The organism is Neisseria sp. GT4A_CT1 (assembly GCF_000227275.1).
GTDB lineage: Bacteria > Pseudomonadota > Gammaproteobacteria > Burkholderiales > Neisseriaceae > Neisseria.
On the sequence record NZ_JH164967.1, the window covers coordinates 132,505 to 148,575 of the forward strand.

Sequence of the window (16,071 nt, forward strand, 5' to 3'; positions counted from 1 at the left end):
ACGTGCGCAAAACCGTTACGCCCGAATTGAAAAACGTCGAAGACAGCGTATTGCTGTTTATCGATTTGGGCTTCGGCAAAGCGCGTATGGGCGGCTCTGCATTCGGTCAGGTGTACAACAATATGAGCGGCGACGCGCCTGATTTGGACGATATAGGTCGTCTGAAAGCGTTTTACAACGTGATTCAGCAGCTTGTCGCCGAAGACAAACTTTTGGCGTATCACGACCGCAGCGACGGCGGCTTGTTTGCGACGCTGGTGGAAATGGCGTTTGCGGGGCGGTGCGGCTTGAATGTGGATTTGACTTCACTGGTTGCCAACCAAGCCGACGTCAATGAAGCCAGCATACGCACATTGTTTAATGAAGAGCTGGGCGTAGTGATCCAAATCGCCAAACAAGATATTGCGGCAGTAGAAGCCTTGTTCAAAGCGGCGGCACTGCCCTTGCATACCGTTGCCACCATCGGTTCTGACGAAAAAATCGTTATCCGCAATCAGGCAGGCATCGTGTTGGAACAAACCCGCGCCGACCTGCAACGCGCATGGCAGGAAACCAGCCACGCCATTCAGAAACTGCGCGACAACCCCGCCTGCGCCGACAGCGAGTTCGCCCTGATTGGCGACAACGAACGCAGCGCATTGTTTGCCGACGTGAAATTTGACGTGAACGAAGACATCGCCGCGCCGTTTATCAACAGCGGCGCAAAACCCAAAATCGCCATCCTGCGCGAACAGGGCGTAAACGGACAAATCGAAATGGCCGCCGCCTTTACCCGCGCCGGATTCGATGCCTACGACGTGCATATGTCCGACCTGATGGCAGGCCGCGTCCACCTTGCCGACTTCAAAATGCTGGCGGCGTGCGGCGGCTTCAGCTACGGCGACGTACTCGGCGCGGGCGAAGGCTGGGCGAAATCCATCCTGTTCCACCCCGCCTTGCGCGACCAGTTCGCCGCCTTCTTCGCCGACCCAAACACGCTGACATTGGGCGTGTGCAACGGCTGCCAGATGGTCAGCAACCTCGCCGAAATCATCCCCGGCACGGCAGGCTGGCCGAAGTTCAAACGCAACCTGAGCGAACAGTTTGAAGCACGCCTGAGCATGGTTCACGTCCCCAAATCAGCCTCCCTGATTCTGAACGAAATGCAAGGCTCCAGCCTGCCCGTCGTCGTCAGCCACGGCGAAGGCCGCGCCGACTTCGCACTTCACGGCGGCAAAATTTCAGACGACCTCGGCATCGCGCTGCAATACGTCGACGGACAAAACCAAGTTACCCAAACCTACCCGCTCAACCCGAACGGCTCGCCGCAAGGCATCGCCGGCGTTACCAACGCCGACGGCCGCGTTACCATCATGATGCCCCACCCCGAACGCGTGTACCGCTCCGCACAAATGAGCTGGAAACCGGAAGACTGGACGGAACTGTCCGGCTGGTACCGCCTCTTCGCCGGAGCAAGGAAAGCTTTGGGTTAACCGGCAGGCTGATTTGATTCGGCTTTAAAGAAAAGGTCGTCTGAAAACGATTTAGCGAAACCTGCTCTATCTGTTTTCAGACGACCTTTTTGTATACAAATACTAACCCACCTGCCATCATTTATGCAGACGCATGAATGAGTATTATGGAGGTTTCTATTCTTTATAATAAAATTCTAATTGTCCTAAATTTTCTGCCAAACGGCGCAATGAAAGCTTAAGATTCACTTCTTCCGCTTTTTCCACTTCTTTTTTTAATCCTTTTTTTAGCTTTCCTAACAAAAAATCATCCTGACTGCTGGTAATAGTGAAAGATTCTTCAGTTAATAACTCCCCTTTTTCTGCATACAATATAGCCGCACATAACAACCTAGTCATATCGACAAGACGGTGTACTGGTATCTCCTCAGATTGGCGCGACCACTTTTCACCAGTATGTCGCCATACTTTAACCGAAATATCAGGTTCATCTTCATTAGGACTATTCCATTGTGCCAAACCAACAGACAAGCCTTGTGCATCTGTATTATTTTTAAAACGTCCATCTACTTTATCGTAGTTTTCCCATTTAATAATAGGGCGGTGATTCAAATGAGTAGGTATATCCATTAGTGCCTCCATAGCAGGTTGATTTATGAATTTGTATTATACTAAAGCAATTTTATTACTGTAACGCTTACTAACCAAATTAGTAAGTAATTTAGTAAAAATATTAAATTATTTTTTTTTCAGGTGAGCTTTTATAGTGGTTTAAAGAGAGACAGGACACCTTGACCGCCGTCATTCCCGCGCAGGCGGGAATCCAGACCTCTGTATTTCAGAAATACTTAAAGATTACTGTAAATCCAAGCTTCTGGATTCCCGCCTGCGCGGGAATGACGGCGGCGAAGTGTTTTTTGGATTCCTACTATCGGCATTCTATCGGCGTATTCTGCAAGCAGAAGCATCATTCCGTATAATCCCCCTTAGCTCCCCATCAACTATAATCGGCACATTCAGACGGCCTCCTCCGATACCATGACCCGACAAGCCTTTATCCTCAGTGATTGCGAATTTTCCGAATGCGGCGAAAAGCCTTATGCGCTGTTGACGGCGAATCCGACCAAGGAACATCACTATATCGCCCAGACCGAGCAGCGGCAGCACGCGCATAATCCGCAGGTCAGCCCGCAGAATCAGAATGTCTATAAGCTGCCTTTGTCCATGTTCCGCGAACCGGCTGCCGCCCGACGCTTCCGTTCCGGCGACAAGGTTCGCGGCGGGAACGAAAATCGCGGTGCGGCGGCGAGTGTCAACATTATCGGCAATCTGGCGGCGAAAAACCTCTACACGCTAACTTTCGTCGAAAACACCGCCAACCAGTACAATTTGGAAAGCTGGTTCAACCGCCACGAAAGCGGCTACGAAGAAGCCTGCAACCATCTGCGCACGCTGCCCGAAGGTCGTCTGAAAACGGGCGAACCCGATACGGTCAAAGTTCCCGAAGCATTGTGGCGGATATTGCGGCTGAAATTCCTCGGCATCCTGCGCAATCCGCACAACCATAAAAACCTGTTCGCCCACCGTCTGCATGAGGCCGTTCGGGCGCGGCTGCCGGAGGTCGGGTTTGAGTTTGTGCGCCTGATCAGCAAGCGCGATCCGAGCCGCATCGAAGCCATTATGCAGAACTACCGTTTTTCGTTTCTCGGCTATGTTGATTGGCTGGCGGGGCTTTACGGCATGTTGAGCGAAGGCGTGGCGCAGCCGTCGCTGTTTGAGCGGCTGTTTTGCACCATATTCGCCAAACCCGATGCGGTGAAAATCGAGCTGTTCCGCTATGCCGAAAACGAGGGGCTGTGCCTGTTCGGCGACAGCAGTCTCTGCCTTCAGGCTTCGCCGAAACTCATCAGCGTCGGCGTAAATATTTCGCACGATATGTTTGCCGTCGTCCACCTGCAAACCGACCGCTGGCTTGCGTTTAAAAACACTTTCCACCACGACGCGCCGAAATTGGAAGGCAGGGTAAGGATTATCGACGGCGACCAAACCCAGCGGCTGATGTTTAACCGGCTGACCATCAGTCAGGCGCATGAAGCCGTGTTCGGCAGAAGCCCGAATATCGGCGACTATCTTTAACGCTTGGATGATGCACGCGCGCGCTTGATGTGAAGCGTATCGACGCTAAACAAAAGGTCGTCTGAAAACGATTTGGCGAACCCGCTGCTTTCGTTTTCAGACGACCTTGTTTGTACTCGGCGCCTAAGCCTTGTTTTGCGCTGCCGCTATTTACACTGCCCCACTGCCGCCGGATAAACCGATACCTGCGTCTGCGTCAGGGCAAACAGGTTTTCAAGCTGCGTTTGCGCTTGGCGGTTGGCGTGATCCAAAATCTGGGCTTTGCACGCGCTGGCGAGGACTTGTTTTTTGGCTTCGTCCTGCACGGTTTTGAACACTGCCTTATCCACGGGCAAAAGGTTGAACGAGCCGGTTTGGATGTCGTACACCTCGATATTTTCCAAATCGACGCTCAGGATTTCTACGGGTGGCAGGCTGATGAGGACTTTTCCGTCCACGATATTGACGTTGTCGGCGTGAAGCTTGTCCAAATCCAAGCCCGCCAACACTTTGCCGCGCACGATAAACAGACCGCTTTGCGAGTCCTGCCACAATCTGCGCCAGTCGCCTTTTTTCTCGGTGCGGATGATGGTGTCGATGTAAAAAGCCGTGCTTTCCAAGCGGTTCATCTGCTTAATCTGCATCAAAACGCCTTCGCGCGAAATCGCTTCATGGGCGTTATCGTTGCGGTGCTGGGCATAAAACCAGCCGCCCGCCGCTGCGAGCGCACAAAAAATAGATATTAAAATCAATCGGTAAACCATTTTCATCAGGTTAGACCCTTTTCGGTTGCGTTAAACTTATAGTGGATTAAAATTGCAATGATACGGCGTTGCCAACGCCCTTATGTACTACCCGTACACGGCGGGCGTTGCCGCCTTGTCTCATTTTTATTTTAATCCACTATAACGCCCATATTCTTTCAAATGTTCAGATTTCAAGCAAAGGTCGTCTGAAAACGCCATTTTTGTTTTTCAGACGACCTCCTATCAAAACATTACCAAAAGGTAATAAAAATCCGCCATCAAACACAGTTTGCCTTTTGGTAAAGACAAGACTACAATCGCCTACACCTTTTCAGCCACGCAACACATCATGAACACCACCGACCTGCGCCGCCGCAACCTGCGGCAATGGATAGCGGACAAATACGGCGGCCAGCAAACCCGTTTTGCCGAAGCCATCGCCATCAACCAAGGTGAATTGTCCGCCCTTCTGAAAAACAAATCCTTCGGCGAGAAAAAGGCCCGCAAAATCGAACAGGCGGCGCAAATGCCCGCCATGTGGCTGGATCAAGAACACGCCACAGTCCAACCCGACCATCAAGAAAGACGCACCATGCCCCACATTTCCTCCATCCCCGAAATCCTCGCCGACATCAAAGCCGGCAAAATGGTCATCATCACCGACGCGGAAGACCGCGAAAACGAAGGCGATTTGCTGATGGCGGCGCAGTTCGTCACCCCCGAAGCCATCAACTTTATGATCAAACACGCGCGCGGACTGGTTTGCCTGCCGATGGAAGGCAGCATGGTCGAGCGGCTCGGCCTGCCCATGATGACCCAGAAAAACGGCGCGCAATACGGCACCAACTTCACCGTTTCCATCGAAGCGGCGCAAGGCATTACCACCGGCATTTCCGCCGCCGACCGCGCCCTGACCATCCAAACCGCCGTTTCTCCGACCGCCAAACCCGAAGACATCGTCCAACCCGGTCATATTTTCCCCTTGCGTGCGCAAAAAGGCGGCGTCCTAGTACGCGCCGGACACACCGAAGCCGGCGTCGACTTGGCACAAATGAACGGACTCATCCCCGCCGCCGTCATCTGCGAAATCATCAACGACGACGGCACCATGGCGCGTATGCCCGAACTGATGAAGTTCGCCGAAGAACACAACCTCAAAATCGGCACGATTACCGACCTTATCGAATACCGCAGCCGCACCGAAAGCCTGCTCGAAGACATGGGCAACGCCCCCGTACAAACCCCGTGGGGCGAATTCCAGCAACACGTTTACGTTGACAAACTCTCCGGCGAAACTCACCTCGCCCTCGTCAAAGGCAAACCCGCCGCCGACACCGAAACCCTCGTCCGCGTACACGAACCCTTCAGCGTCATGGACTTCATCCAAGCCAACCCGCGCCATTCCTGGTCGCTGCCCAAAGCCCTTGAGCGCATCCAGCAAGCCGAAAGCGGCGTCGTCATCCTCCTGCACCGCACCGAAGACGGCGCCACCCTGCTCGACCGCACCCTGCCCAAAGGCGCCAACCAAGCCTACAAATGGGACAGCAAAAGCTACGGCATCGGCGCACAAATCCTCGCCGGCCTCAACGTCGGCAAACTGCGCGTGTTAGGACAGCCCTCCGCCTTCACCGGACTGACCGGCTTCGGCTTGGAAGTTGTCGGCTTTGAAGAAGCAGAAAACAAATAAACCGTCCGTCTTATCAAAAGGTCGTCTGAAATCCCGATTCCGGTTTTCAGACGACCTTTTGCTATAAATTACCTGATTCAGCCAACCTCCCATGAAAATTATTACTATAATTTATTTAAAATAAAAATAATTATAAAATAATTCAAGAATAATTTTTATTGTATTTAAAATATAAATATAGCATAATACTCATCATCAAAAAGGATATTCTCCTCCTAATATTTTATTTAACTCTAAAACAAAAGGATATAATTATGTCCAATAGCTATATCGACCGCCGTACAGAAATATATAACCAACGAAATCAAAATAAAGTTACGTTGAGTTTACGTTTATCCATTAAAGATGATTTGATTTTGCAAGAGCTTGCCGATGCTTGGGAAACAACCCGCCAAGACATCATTAATGATTTAATTCAAGAATTCATTATTCAAGACTGGGAGAACAAACGAATGATTGACAAACAAAAAGACGAAGAATTTGATAATTCAACTACAACACGATATTTCTTATTAAATACTAATAGTGCCAACGACTTGGAAGACCATAATTTCATGATGACAAACCAAGTAGCTGCTGCATTTGAAGATGGCTACAAAGAAAAAATCTGTCGGATTAAAAAAGGAGACTATGTATTCCTATACGCCTCCGGACAAGGAATTGTTGCATATGGTCAAGCAACAGGAATCGTAGAGACAACACATCATTATGGTGTTGATAATAAAACATTTTTTCAAAAACTAGAACATTTTGTCGATTTAAGTCAAAATCCAATCAAAGCAAGACAGGTTAAATCCATTTTGGGACGTTCTTTTCCTTTTGCCCAAACATTATCTCAGATTACTGATGGGGAAAAACTTTTGGAGAATCTCAAATAAGACAAAGTAAGGCTACAAGTATCCTGTAAAACGGCAGTTAAATTTCAAAAGGTCGTCTGAAATCCCGATTCCGGTTTTCAGACGACCTTTTGCTATAATACCCGCCAGTTTGAAAACGGAAGAAACCCATGTCCCGAATCGCCGCCCTGCCCGACCACCTCGTCAACCAAATCGCCGCCGGCGAAGTGGTCGAACGCCCCGCCAACGCCCTGAAAGAAATCGTCGAAAACAGCATAGACGCAGGCGCGACGGCGATTGAAGTCGAGCTGGCAGGCGGCGGCATCCGCCTCATCCGCGTCAGCGACAACGGCGGCGGCATCCACCCCGACGACATCGAACTCGCGCTCCACCGCCACGCCACCAGCAAAATCAAAACCTTAAACGATTTGGAACACGTCGCCAGCATGGGCTTTCGCGGCGAAGGCTTGGCAAGCATCGCCTCCGTCAGCCGCCTGACACTGACCAGCCGCCAAGACGGCAGTGCGCACGCGACCCAAGTCAAAGCCGAAGACGGCAAACTCAGCAGCCCCACCGCCGCCGCCCATCCCGTCGGCACCACCATCGAAGCCGCCGAACTCTTCTTCAATACCCCCGCGCGGCGCAAATTCCTCAAATCCGAAAACACCGAATACGCCCACTGCGCCACCATGCTCGAACGCCTCGCGCTGGCGCATCCGCACATCGCCTTCTCGCTCAAACGCGACGGCAAGCAAGTGTTCAAACTCCCCGCCCAAAGCCTGCACGAACGCATAGCCGCCATCGTCGGCGAAGACTTTCAGGCGGCATCCTTAGAAATCGACAGCGGCAACGGCGCGCTGCGGCTCTACGGCGCCATCGCCAAACCCACCTTCGCCAAAGGTAAAACCGACAAACAATACTGCTTCGTCAACCACCGCTTCGTACGCGACAAAGTCATGCTCCACGCCGTCAAACAGGCATACCGCGACGTATTGCACAACGCCCTCACTCCCGCCTTCGTCCTCTTCCTCGACCTGCCGCCCGAAGCCGTGGACGTCAACGTCCACCCCACCAAAACCGAAATCCGCTTCCGCGACAGCCAGCAGGTACACCAACTCGTGTTCCACACCCTCAACAAAGCCCTCGCCGACACCCGCGCCGACTTGACCGAAAGCGTCGGCAACGCAGGCGAAGTGTTGCACGAAATCACAGGCATCCGTCCCGCGGCAACGTCGTCTGAAAACGAGCATAATCAGTTTCTCCAAAACCCGACCGCGTCGTCTGAAAACATTTTCGCCACCACACCAAGCACACACGCTTCCGAACCGCGCAACGCCTTCAGTTCAGGCAAAACCGCCCCCATGCCCTATCAGGCAGCACGCGCGCCGCAGCAACGCAGCCTGTCCCTGCGCGAAAGCCGCGCCGCCCTCAACACCTACGCCGAACTCTTCAAAAACACCGCAGCCGATGAAGCAGACATAGAGTTGGCACAATTCGAACAAGCCCGCTTCGGTACCACGTCCGCCACGTCGTCTGAAACCCCTGCCCACACCTTTTCAGACGACCCCAAACCCGAACTGCCGCCGCTAGGCTTCGCCATCGCCCAACTATTAGGCATCTACATCCTCGCCCAAGCCGAAGACAGCCTGCTGCTCATCGACATGCACGCCGCCGCCGAACGCGTCAACTACGAAAAAATGAAACGCCAGCGGCAGGAAAACGGCAACCTGCAAAGCCAACGCCTGCTCATCCCCGTTACCTTCCCCGCGTCCCACGAAGAATGCGCCGCCCTCGCCGACCACGCCGACACACTGGCAGGCTTCGGACTGGAACTGTCCGACATGGGCGGCAACACCCTCGCCGTCCGCGCCGTCCCCGCCATGCTCGGCAAAGCCGACGTCGTCTCGCTCGCCAAAGACGTATTGGGCGAACTCGCCCAAGTCGGCAGCAGCCAAACCATCGAAGAACACGAAAACCACATCCTCGCCACCATGTCCTGCCACGGCTCCGTCCGCGCCGGCCGCCAGCTCACCCTGCCCGAAATGAACGCCCTCCTGCGCGACATGGAAAACACCCCGCGCAGCAACCAATGCAACCACGGCCGCCCGACCTGGGTGAAACTGACGCTGAAAGAACTGGACGCACTGTTCTTACGCGGACAATAAAGCCGACGAAAAATAAAGGTCGTCTGAAAACGGATTTAGATTTTCAGACGACCTTTTAAGCAGCTTGGGTGGTCAAACCCAATATTCAGAATGGTTTTGGTTTTTTTTGGGGTCAAGACCCATGCCACATATGCTATTAACCTATTGCTTTTTATCGCTATTTTTTATTTGAGAAATACGCCCTTGGCTTAACCCGTACTTGCGGGCAGCATCTTTTCCCTTCATTCCATTTAGCAAATCGGCTTTAATGGCTGCATCACGGTAAGCCTCTAGTGAAGCAACCCTTTTTTGCAGATCAGCCAACTCTAAACCCTGAGAGGCCAAAATTTTTTCATGAACAGCTAACTTTTTGTTCATTGCTTCTTGCATTTTCAGCTGTAAATCAGCCAGTTCTGCGTTAATCTTTTCAATTTCATTGTCCATTTAGGATAACCTTGGTTGTTAATCACGAATAGGATAATACGCCATTTAAAATATTTAGTCGACTAAATATTTTAAATGGCGTGACTCGTAGTAAGCTACAACCTACCACAATTGTGTGTTATGAATCCCCATATAGTGCGTGTACGATACATACACATGCGATTCATTGGATATTCAGATCATCATTATAAACTTTCAAACGACCTTTTAATCAACAATGCATCCCCTCCACAACCTAACAGTAGCGTGGGATTTGCCCACGAAAAAACTACCACCCGATCCATCTTTTTAAAAACCCTAAATAAAAAACGTACGTCTGAAAATCCAAAATCCAGCTTTTTAGACGACCCCTCCCTTCCGAAACCACCTATTCCCTCTTCTTCAGCAGCCTCAACGCGTTGCCCACGACAAACAACGAGCTGAGGCTCATGCCTAATGCGGCGATCCAGGGTTTAACGTAGCCTAAGACGGCGAGCGGGACGGCGATGATGTTGTATGCGCTTGCCCAGGCTAGGTTTTGGCGGATGATTTCGCGTGTGCGGCGGGCTTGGGCGATGGTGGCGGGCAGGATGTTCAAGTCGTCGTTGAGCAAGACCAAATCGGCGCCGTCGCGTGCGACATCGGCGCCTGCTGCGACGGCGGCGGATACGTCGGCTTGGGCGAGGACGGGGGCGTCGTTGATGCCGTCGCCGACCATCAAAACTTTTCTGCCTTGTTTCTGCAATTCTTCAACATAGGCGAGCTTGTCTTCGGGCGCGGCTTCGGCGCGGTAGGTGTCCAAACCGAGTGCCTGCGCGACTTGTGCGACGGCATTTGTGCGGTCGCCGCTGAGTAGGTGGGTGCGGATGCCTTGTTGTTTGAGGATGTCGAGCATGGCGGCGGCGCTGTCTTTGATTTGGTCTTCTAGCAGGAAGACGGCTCGGAAACCGCTTTGGTTGCCGAGGAATACCATGCTGCCTGCGTGTTCGATGTCGGCGGCTTCGTCAGGCAACACGCCGGCTATTCCCGCGACGAAATCAGCGCGTCCCAATGCCCAGACTTGGGTTTCGCCTTTATAGGTCATTTGCGCGCTGACGCCTTGTCCGATGCGGTTGACACGTTGGGAAACTGTGTATTCGGGCGCGGGGTTGGGGTCGTCTGAAAGCGTATGGTTCAAGATGGCGCGGGCAATGGGGTGTTCGGATTGATGTTCCAAAGCTTGTGCAGCGGCAAGCGCTTCTTCTGTTTTCAGACGACCTAAGGGGATGATTCGGCTGACGGACAATTGTCCTTTGGTCAGCGTGCCGGTTTTGTCGAACACGACATCGTCGATTTGGGCGAGCGTTTCGAGGCTTTGTTTGCCGCTGATTAACACGCCGTCGTCGGCAAGCGCGCCTGTGGAGGCGGCAAGCGCGGTCGGCGTGGCAAGTGAAAGTGCACACGGACAAGTGATGACCAGCAGCGCGACGGTAATCCACAAGGCGGTTTGTGCGTCGGCATACCATGTCCAGCCGATGAAAACGGGGATGGCAAGCAGCAGCTCGCCAAACACGAAGCTGGAGGCGTATTTCTCGGCAAGCTCGGCGGCGCGCGGTTTTTGGGCGAGCGCGCGGTCGAGCAGTTTGACGATGTGCGACAGGCGCGTGTTGTTGCCGGTGCGGTCGGTTCGGATAACAAGCGGGCTGCCCGTATTGAGCGTGCCTGCGGTAACGTTTTCAGACGACCTTTTGACGACGGGCAGGCTCTCGCCCGTCAACATGGCTTCGTCCACTTCGCTCTCGCCGGACAACACCGTGCCGTCCACAGGAATAACCTCGCCGGGTTTGACGACGATGACGTCGCCCGCCTGAAGCTGTACAACCGCCGCTTCTTCGATTTCCTCGCTGTCGGGATAAGACGGAAGGCGGTGGCAGAACGCGGGAACAAGTTTCACCAGCCGCTCCGCCGCATCTCCCGCCCTGCGCCTTGCGATTTGTTCCATAAACCGCCCGCCCAACAGGAAAAACAGCAGCATGGCGATGGACTCGAAATACATCCCCTGCCCCGCATTGACGGCAAGGCTGTAAATGCCCGCGACAAAAGTCATCACGACCGCAATCGCAATCGGCGTATCCATGCCGACGCGGCGGTTTTTCCAATCGCGCCACGCGCCGCGGTAAAACGGCAACGCGCTGTAAAACACGACGGGCAGCACCATCAAAAAGCCGCCCCAGTGCAGGATTTCCAAAAACAGCGGCTCGATGTCGCCGCCGTAAAGATAAGTCGGCACGGCAAACATCATCGTCTGCATCATGCCCAAACCCGCCACCGCCAGCCTGACGATAAACTGTTTGCGCTCTTTTTGCGCCTGCGCCTCGACTTTTTGCGCATCGTAAGGCGCGGCGGTATAACCCGTTTTGCGGATTTTCAAAAGAATGTCCGACAGCGCGATTTTGCCCTCGTCCCACACCACGCGGCAGCGGTGCGTACTGTAATTCAAATCCACGCGCACCACGCCCGCCGTCCGCAAAAGCTGCTGCTCAATCAGCCATACGCACGCCGCGCAGGTAATGCCGCCCAGCATCAACACTGCCTCGCGCTTATTTCCTTCCCCGACTTCGACAAAATCCGCCTGCACTTCGGGCAAATCGTACAATTTCAGTTGCGACAACACTTCCGGCGGCGGCAATTCGGATTTTTCCGCATCGGCGGTACGCTGTTTGTAATAATTGCCCAAACCTGCATCAATAATGCTCTGCGCCACCGCCTGACAACCCGCGCAGCAGGTTTCATGGTCTTCATTTTCGTAGCGGACGGTCAAATGGAGGTGTTCGGGGACTTCCAGACCGCAATGGAAACAGGTTCTTTCCGTTTGATTCATAATATGTGCCTGATGGTGTGCCGGCAGGTGGTTTGCCGCTTGAAACTTGGATTTGAAATGTTTAAAAATGTAAACTTTATTAAAGTGTCGCTTTTTAGCAGATTTTTAAAAATATTTTACAAAACGTTTATTTTAAAACAATTTGCATATTTTTATATTATTTATTTATATTTTTCAATGATATATCCGTTTATCAATAGACGAACGGTTACTCTGCCATACCGCATATCGGTCGAATTTACCGATTATTTTAATGTAAAAAAGGAACTTTTTTAAAAAAACACCATACATTTTTGTTGACCGACTCGATTTGAAGCTGCATACTACACGCATATTCCGTACAAACAGTACAATAAAAAATACAAAACATTACGCTTTTATACAAAACTTTCCACTAACTTCTTACTCGGGAAAACATCATGATTGACCGCCTGCTACCTATTTTTGCCGTTATCGGCATCCTGTCCAGCGTCGCCTACCTGAGCTTGGCGGCATGGATGATTTACGAAAACGTTTTGAAAAAACGCCGCCTTCTCCCCCTCTAAGCGGGAAACCTTTTAAACGGCCGTTTGGAAATAAAGATAAACCCTCCCTGATTTATCTTTGTTTTCCAAACGGCCTTTATTTTTTCAGACGACCTTTTGAAACACTCGGCGGCAAACGATAATCGAAATCGAAATTTAACCCGCCGTCCTTCCCATTGAGAAACAACGGCAGTCAAAACATCTTGTTTTTATTCGGCTTTGCAGTTTTCAGACGACCTCTTGCCGCCGTTTTCCAACGCCCGTTCAATCATCGCCTCGCGCAAAGCGTCCAAGCCCAGACTTTTCGTAACCGAAATATTCACGCCGACGGCGCGTCCCGAATTGTCCCGCAACACGCCCGCCCCGCGTACGCCTTCCGGCAGCAGGTCGATCTTGTTGTACACGACAAGCTGCGGCACTTCATGCGCACCGATTTCCTCCAAAACCACATTCACATCGTCCATCTGCCGCTCGAAATCGGGATTGGACGCATCGACAACGTGCAGCAGCACATCCGCCAAAGCCGTTTCCTCCAGCGTCGCCGAAAACGCCGACACCAGCTTGTGCGGCAAATCGCGGACGAAACCGACTGTATCCGTCAGAATCACGCCCGCCTCGTGCGACAGGAACAAACGCCGCGCCGTCGTATCCAGCGTGGCAAAAAGCTGGTCTTTCGCCAACACGTCCGCCTTGGTCAGACGGTTGAACAGGCTGGATTTGCCCGCGTTGGTGTAGCCGACGATGGCAAAGGTTTTCAGACGACCCTCCATCCGCGATTTGCGGCGCGTGGCACGTTGTTTTTTCACTTGCGCCAACTGTTTTTTCAACGCCGTGATTTTCTGCCCGATTAAGCGGCGGTCGGTTTCCAACTGCGTCTCGCCCGGCCCTTTCAAGCCGATACCGCCCTTCTGGCTCTGCAAATGCCCGTAGCCGCGCACCAGCCGCCCGCTCAAATGGTTCAACTGCGCCAGCTCCACCTGCAATTTACCCTCCTGCGATTGGGCGCGTTTGGCAAAAATCGCCAAAATCAGACCCACGCGGTCGAGGACGCGGCATTGCAGGATTTTTTCCAAATTGCGCTCCTGTGTCGGCGTCAATTCATGGTTGAACACTGCCAAGCCGATGTCGTGCAGCTTCACCGCCGCCGCCAGCTCCTCCGCCTTGCCCGTGCCGACGAAATAAGCCGTATGCGCCTTGTCGCGCTTGGCGGTTTCCCGCAACACCAGCTCGCCGCCTGCCGCCGCGACCAATTCCGCCGCCTCGTCCAAGGTCGTCTGAAAAGTCCGCTCGCGCACTTCGTTCGCGCCCGAATAATCCGCGCTCAACATCACCCCGACCAGCATCACGCGTTCGGGTTGCTCCAAAGATTTGTCGACGGGGAAAATGTTGCGTTTGGACAAGGAAAATCCTTTCTTTTTTTGAAAAAACGGAAAGCGGCATCCATCCATTTGATGGCTCGGCCGCTCTCTGCCCTATCTCTGTTTGGCATGCCGCACGCTCCGTTGAAGGCGTTTGTTGATGCGATTGCGTGCTGCGTCAGCATCTTACACCATCCGCCCGTGAAAGCATAATCAAGAAAGGTCGTCTGAAAACCGGATTGGGGTTTTCAGACGACCTTTTGTTTGTTTAAACGGTTTAAACCAACACTTCAGGCGGCTTGTCCGTGCAGCGTGTGGAGGCAGCTTTGCGCGGGGTTTTCTTGAAACCACTTCAATTCGTCACGCAGGGAAACGACTTCGCCGATAACGATCAGCGCGGGGCGCGGGGCGTTTTCTGCCAGCTCGGACAGGTTTTTCAGACGACCTGTCACGACGCTCTGATGCGGAAGCGTGCCGTTGGAGACGATGGCGACGGGTGTGTCGCCGCTGCGTCCGTGCGCCATCAGTTTTTCGGCGGTTTCGGCGGCTTTGAGCGTGCCCATATAGACGACCAGTGTTTGGTTGCTCAGAGCGAGCGTGCGCCAGTCGGGTTGGTAGCCGTCGTGTTTGCTGTGTCCGGTAACGAAGAGCGCGCTTTGTGCGCAGTCGCGGTGTGTCAGGGGGATGCCTGCGTAGGCGGTCGCGCCCAGTGCGGCGGTGATGCCGGGGATGATGCGGTAGGGGATGTTTGCCTGCTGCAAGACTTGGGCTTCTTCGCCGCCGCGCCCGAAAACGAAGGGGTCGCCGCCTTTGAGCCGGACGACGCGCAAACCTTGGCGGGCGTATTCGACCAGGAGGCGGTTGGTTTCTTCTTGTTGGACGTGGTGCGAGCCTGCGCGTTTGCCGACGCTGATTTTGTCCGCGTCTTTGCGCACCATGCTTAAGACGTCGTCTGAAACCAAGGCATCGTGGAACACGACATCCGCCGCCTGTATCGCCTGCAAAGCGTGCAAGGTGAGCAGCCCTGCGTCGCCGGGGCCTGCGCCGACAAGGACGACTTCGCCTTTTGCCGCGCCGAAGCCGTCAAGCTGCGCAGCAAGCTCTGCTTCGGCGGCATCGAGGTTGCCTTGGGCGGCGAGCGCGTTAAAGCGGCTGTCGAACAGGTTTTCCCAAAAACGGCGGCGGTTTGCCGTGCCTTTGATTTTGGCTTTGACCGCGTTGCGCCATTTGCCTGCGAGCGCCGCCATTTGACCGGTGTGCAGCGGGATGAGCGTTTCGATGATCTGCCGCCACTTGCGCGCCAAAACGGGGGCGGTCGCGCCGCTGGAGACAGCGATTTTGAGCGGGCTGCGGTCGATGACGGCGGGGACGGTGAAGGAACACAAATCCGCGGTATCGACGGTGTTGCAGAGTTTCGCCCGCTGCTCCGCCGCTTGGAAAATACGGCAGTTGAAGGCGTAATCGTCGGTGGCGGCGACGGCGAAAAACACGTCATCCAAATCGTCCTCGTGAAATTCGCTGCCCAGCCATTCGATTTTGCCTTCGTCCGCCCACTTTTGGAAAACGGGATTGAGTTCGCGGGCGACAACCCTGACCGCAGCCCCTGCCTGCAACAGGCTTTCGGCTTTGCGTTCCGCCACTTTGCCCGCACCCGCCAGCAGGACGGGGCGGCCGTTCAAATCGGCAAACAGGGGATAATGGTTCATGGCGTGTTCTCTTATTAAGCTATCGTGCCGCCCATCTTAAAATCCCGCAGGCTTCGGCGGAAAGAATGGTTTTTGCTTATCTTATCGAATTTGGTTATATGGTGGATTAAATTTAAATCAGGACAAGGCGACGAAGCCGCAGACAGTACAGATAGTACGGAACCGATTCACTTGGTGCTTCAGCACCTTAGAGAATCGTTCTCTTTGAGCTAAGGCGAGGC

General features: G+C 53.3%; 12 protein-coding genes. 6 read left to right on the plus strand and 6 right to left on the minus strand.

The genetic code is table 11. The features are described from left to right. Nucleotides 1-1,472, plus strand: a 1,472-nt coding sequence (locus tag HMPREF1028_RS07415; protein ID WP_094113015.1) for a phosphoribosylformylglycinamidine synthase subunit PurQ, incomplete at its 5' end; no start/stop codon positions are given. A 156-nt stretch (nt 1,473-1,628) separates the two neighbouring features. On the opposite strand, the gene HMPREF1028_RS07420 is transcribed toward HMPREF1028_RS07415, so the two are convergent. Beyond that, on the minus strand, nt 1,629-2,081 hold the full coding sequence (locus HMPREF1028_RS07420; protein WP_009312209.1) for a DUF6530 family protein: 453 nt from the start codon (nt 2,079-2,081) through the stop codon (nt 1,629-1,631). Between the two features lie 408 nt (nt 2,082-2,489). Between HMPREF1028_RS07420 and HMPREF1028_RS07425 the strand changes: the two genes are divergently transcribed. Further along, on the plus strand, nt 2,490-3,587 hold the full coding sequence (locus HMPREF1028_RS07425) for a hypothetical protein (protein WP_009312210.1): 1,098 nt from the start codon (nt 2,490-2,492) through the stop codon (nt 3,585-3,587). Nucleotides 3,588-3,733: 146 nt separating this feature from the next. On the opposite strand, the gene HMPREF1028_RS07430 is transcribed toward HMPREF1028_RS07425, so the two are convergent. Further along, entirely contained in the window at nt 3,734-4,336 is a 603-nt protein-coding gene (locus tag HMPREF1028_RS07430; RefSeq protein ID WP_003779043.1) for a DUF4230 domain-containing protein, read from the minus strand. Nucleotides 4,337-4,658: 322 nt separating this feature from the next. Here HMPREF1028_RS07430 and ribBA point away from each other — a divergent pair, with 322 nt between their 5' ends. The 3 genes from ribBA (at nt 4,659) to mutL (ending at nt 9,000) form a co-directional block, all read left to right on the plus strand. Further along, complete coding sequence (ribBA, locus tag HMPREF1028_RS07435; RefSeq protein WP_198006981.1) at nt 4,659-5,999, plus strand: bifunctional 3,4-dihydroxy-2-butanone-4-phosphate synthase/GTP cyclohydrolase II; 1,341 nt, start codon at nt 4,659-4,661, stop codon at nt 5,997-5,999. A 254-nt stretch (nt 6,000-6,253) separates the two neighbouring features. Next, nucleotides 6,254-6,877 carry an EVE domain-containing protein gene (locus HMPREF1028_RS07440; RefSeq protein WP_009312213.1) on the plus strand — a complete coding sequence of 208 codons (624 nt, stop codon included), beginning with the start codon at nt 6,254-6,256 and terminating at the stop codon, nt 6,875-6,877. A gap of 128 nt (nt 6,878-7,005) precedes the next feature. After that, nucleotides 7,006-9,000 carry a DNA mismatch repair endonuclease MutL gene (mutL, locus tag HMPREF1028_RS07445; RefSeq protein ID WP_009312214.1) on the plus strand — a complete coding sequence of 665 codons (1,995 nt, stop codon included), beginning with the start codon at nt 7,006-7,008 and terminating at the stop codon, nt 8,998-9,000. Between the two features lie 141 nt (nt 9,001-9,141). Here mutL and HMPREF1028_RS07450 read toward each other — a convergent pair whose 3' ends face one another. Further along, nucleotides 9,142-9,423 (minus strand): hypothetical protein, encoded by a 282-nt coding sequence (locus tag HMPREF1028_RS07450; RefSeq protein WP_009312215.1) that lies wholly within the window; start codon nt 9,421-9,423, stop codon nt 9,142-9,144. A gap of 367 nt (nt 9,424-9,790) precedes the next feature. Beyond that, nucleotides 9,791-12,262, minus strand: coding sequence for a heavy metal translocating P-type ATPase (locus HMPREF1028_RS07455; protein ID WP_009312216.1), 2,472 nt, complete (start codon nt 12,260-12,262; stop codon nt 9,791-9,793). A gap of 419 nt (nt 12,263-12,681) precedes the next feature. On the opposite strand from HMPREF1028_RS07455, the gene HMPREF1028_RS15715 reads away from it, so the two are divergent. Further along, nucleotides 12,682-12,807: a hypothetical protein gene (locus HMPREF1028_RS15715; RefSeq protein ID WP_003757417.1), complete on the plus strand. Its 126-nt coding sequence runs from the start codon at nt 12,682-12,684 to the stop codon at nt 12,805-12,807. A 188-nt stretch (nt 12,808-12,995) separates the two neighbouring features. Here HMPREF1028_RS15715 and hflX read toward each other — a convergent pair whose 3' ends face one another. Beyond that, nucleotides 12,996-14,186: a GTPase HflX gene (hflX, locus tag HMPREF1028_RS07465; protein WP_009312217.1), complete on the minus strand. Its 1,191-nt coding sequence runs from the start codon at nt 14,184-14,186 to the stop codon at nt 12,996-12,998. 248 nt (nt 14,187-14,434) lie between these two features. Further along, complete coding sequence (gene cysG / locus HMPREF1028_RS07470) at nt 14,435-15,850, minus strand: siroheme synthase CysG (protein WP_009312218.1); 1,416 nt, start codon at nt 15,848-15,850, stop codon at nt 14,435-14,437. Nucleotides 15,851-16,071 lie beyond the last annotated feature (221 nt).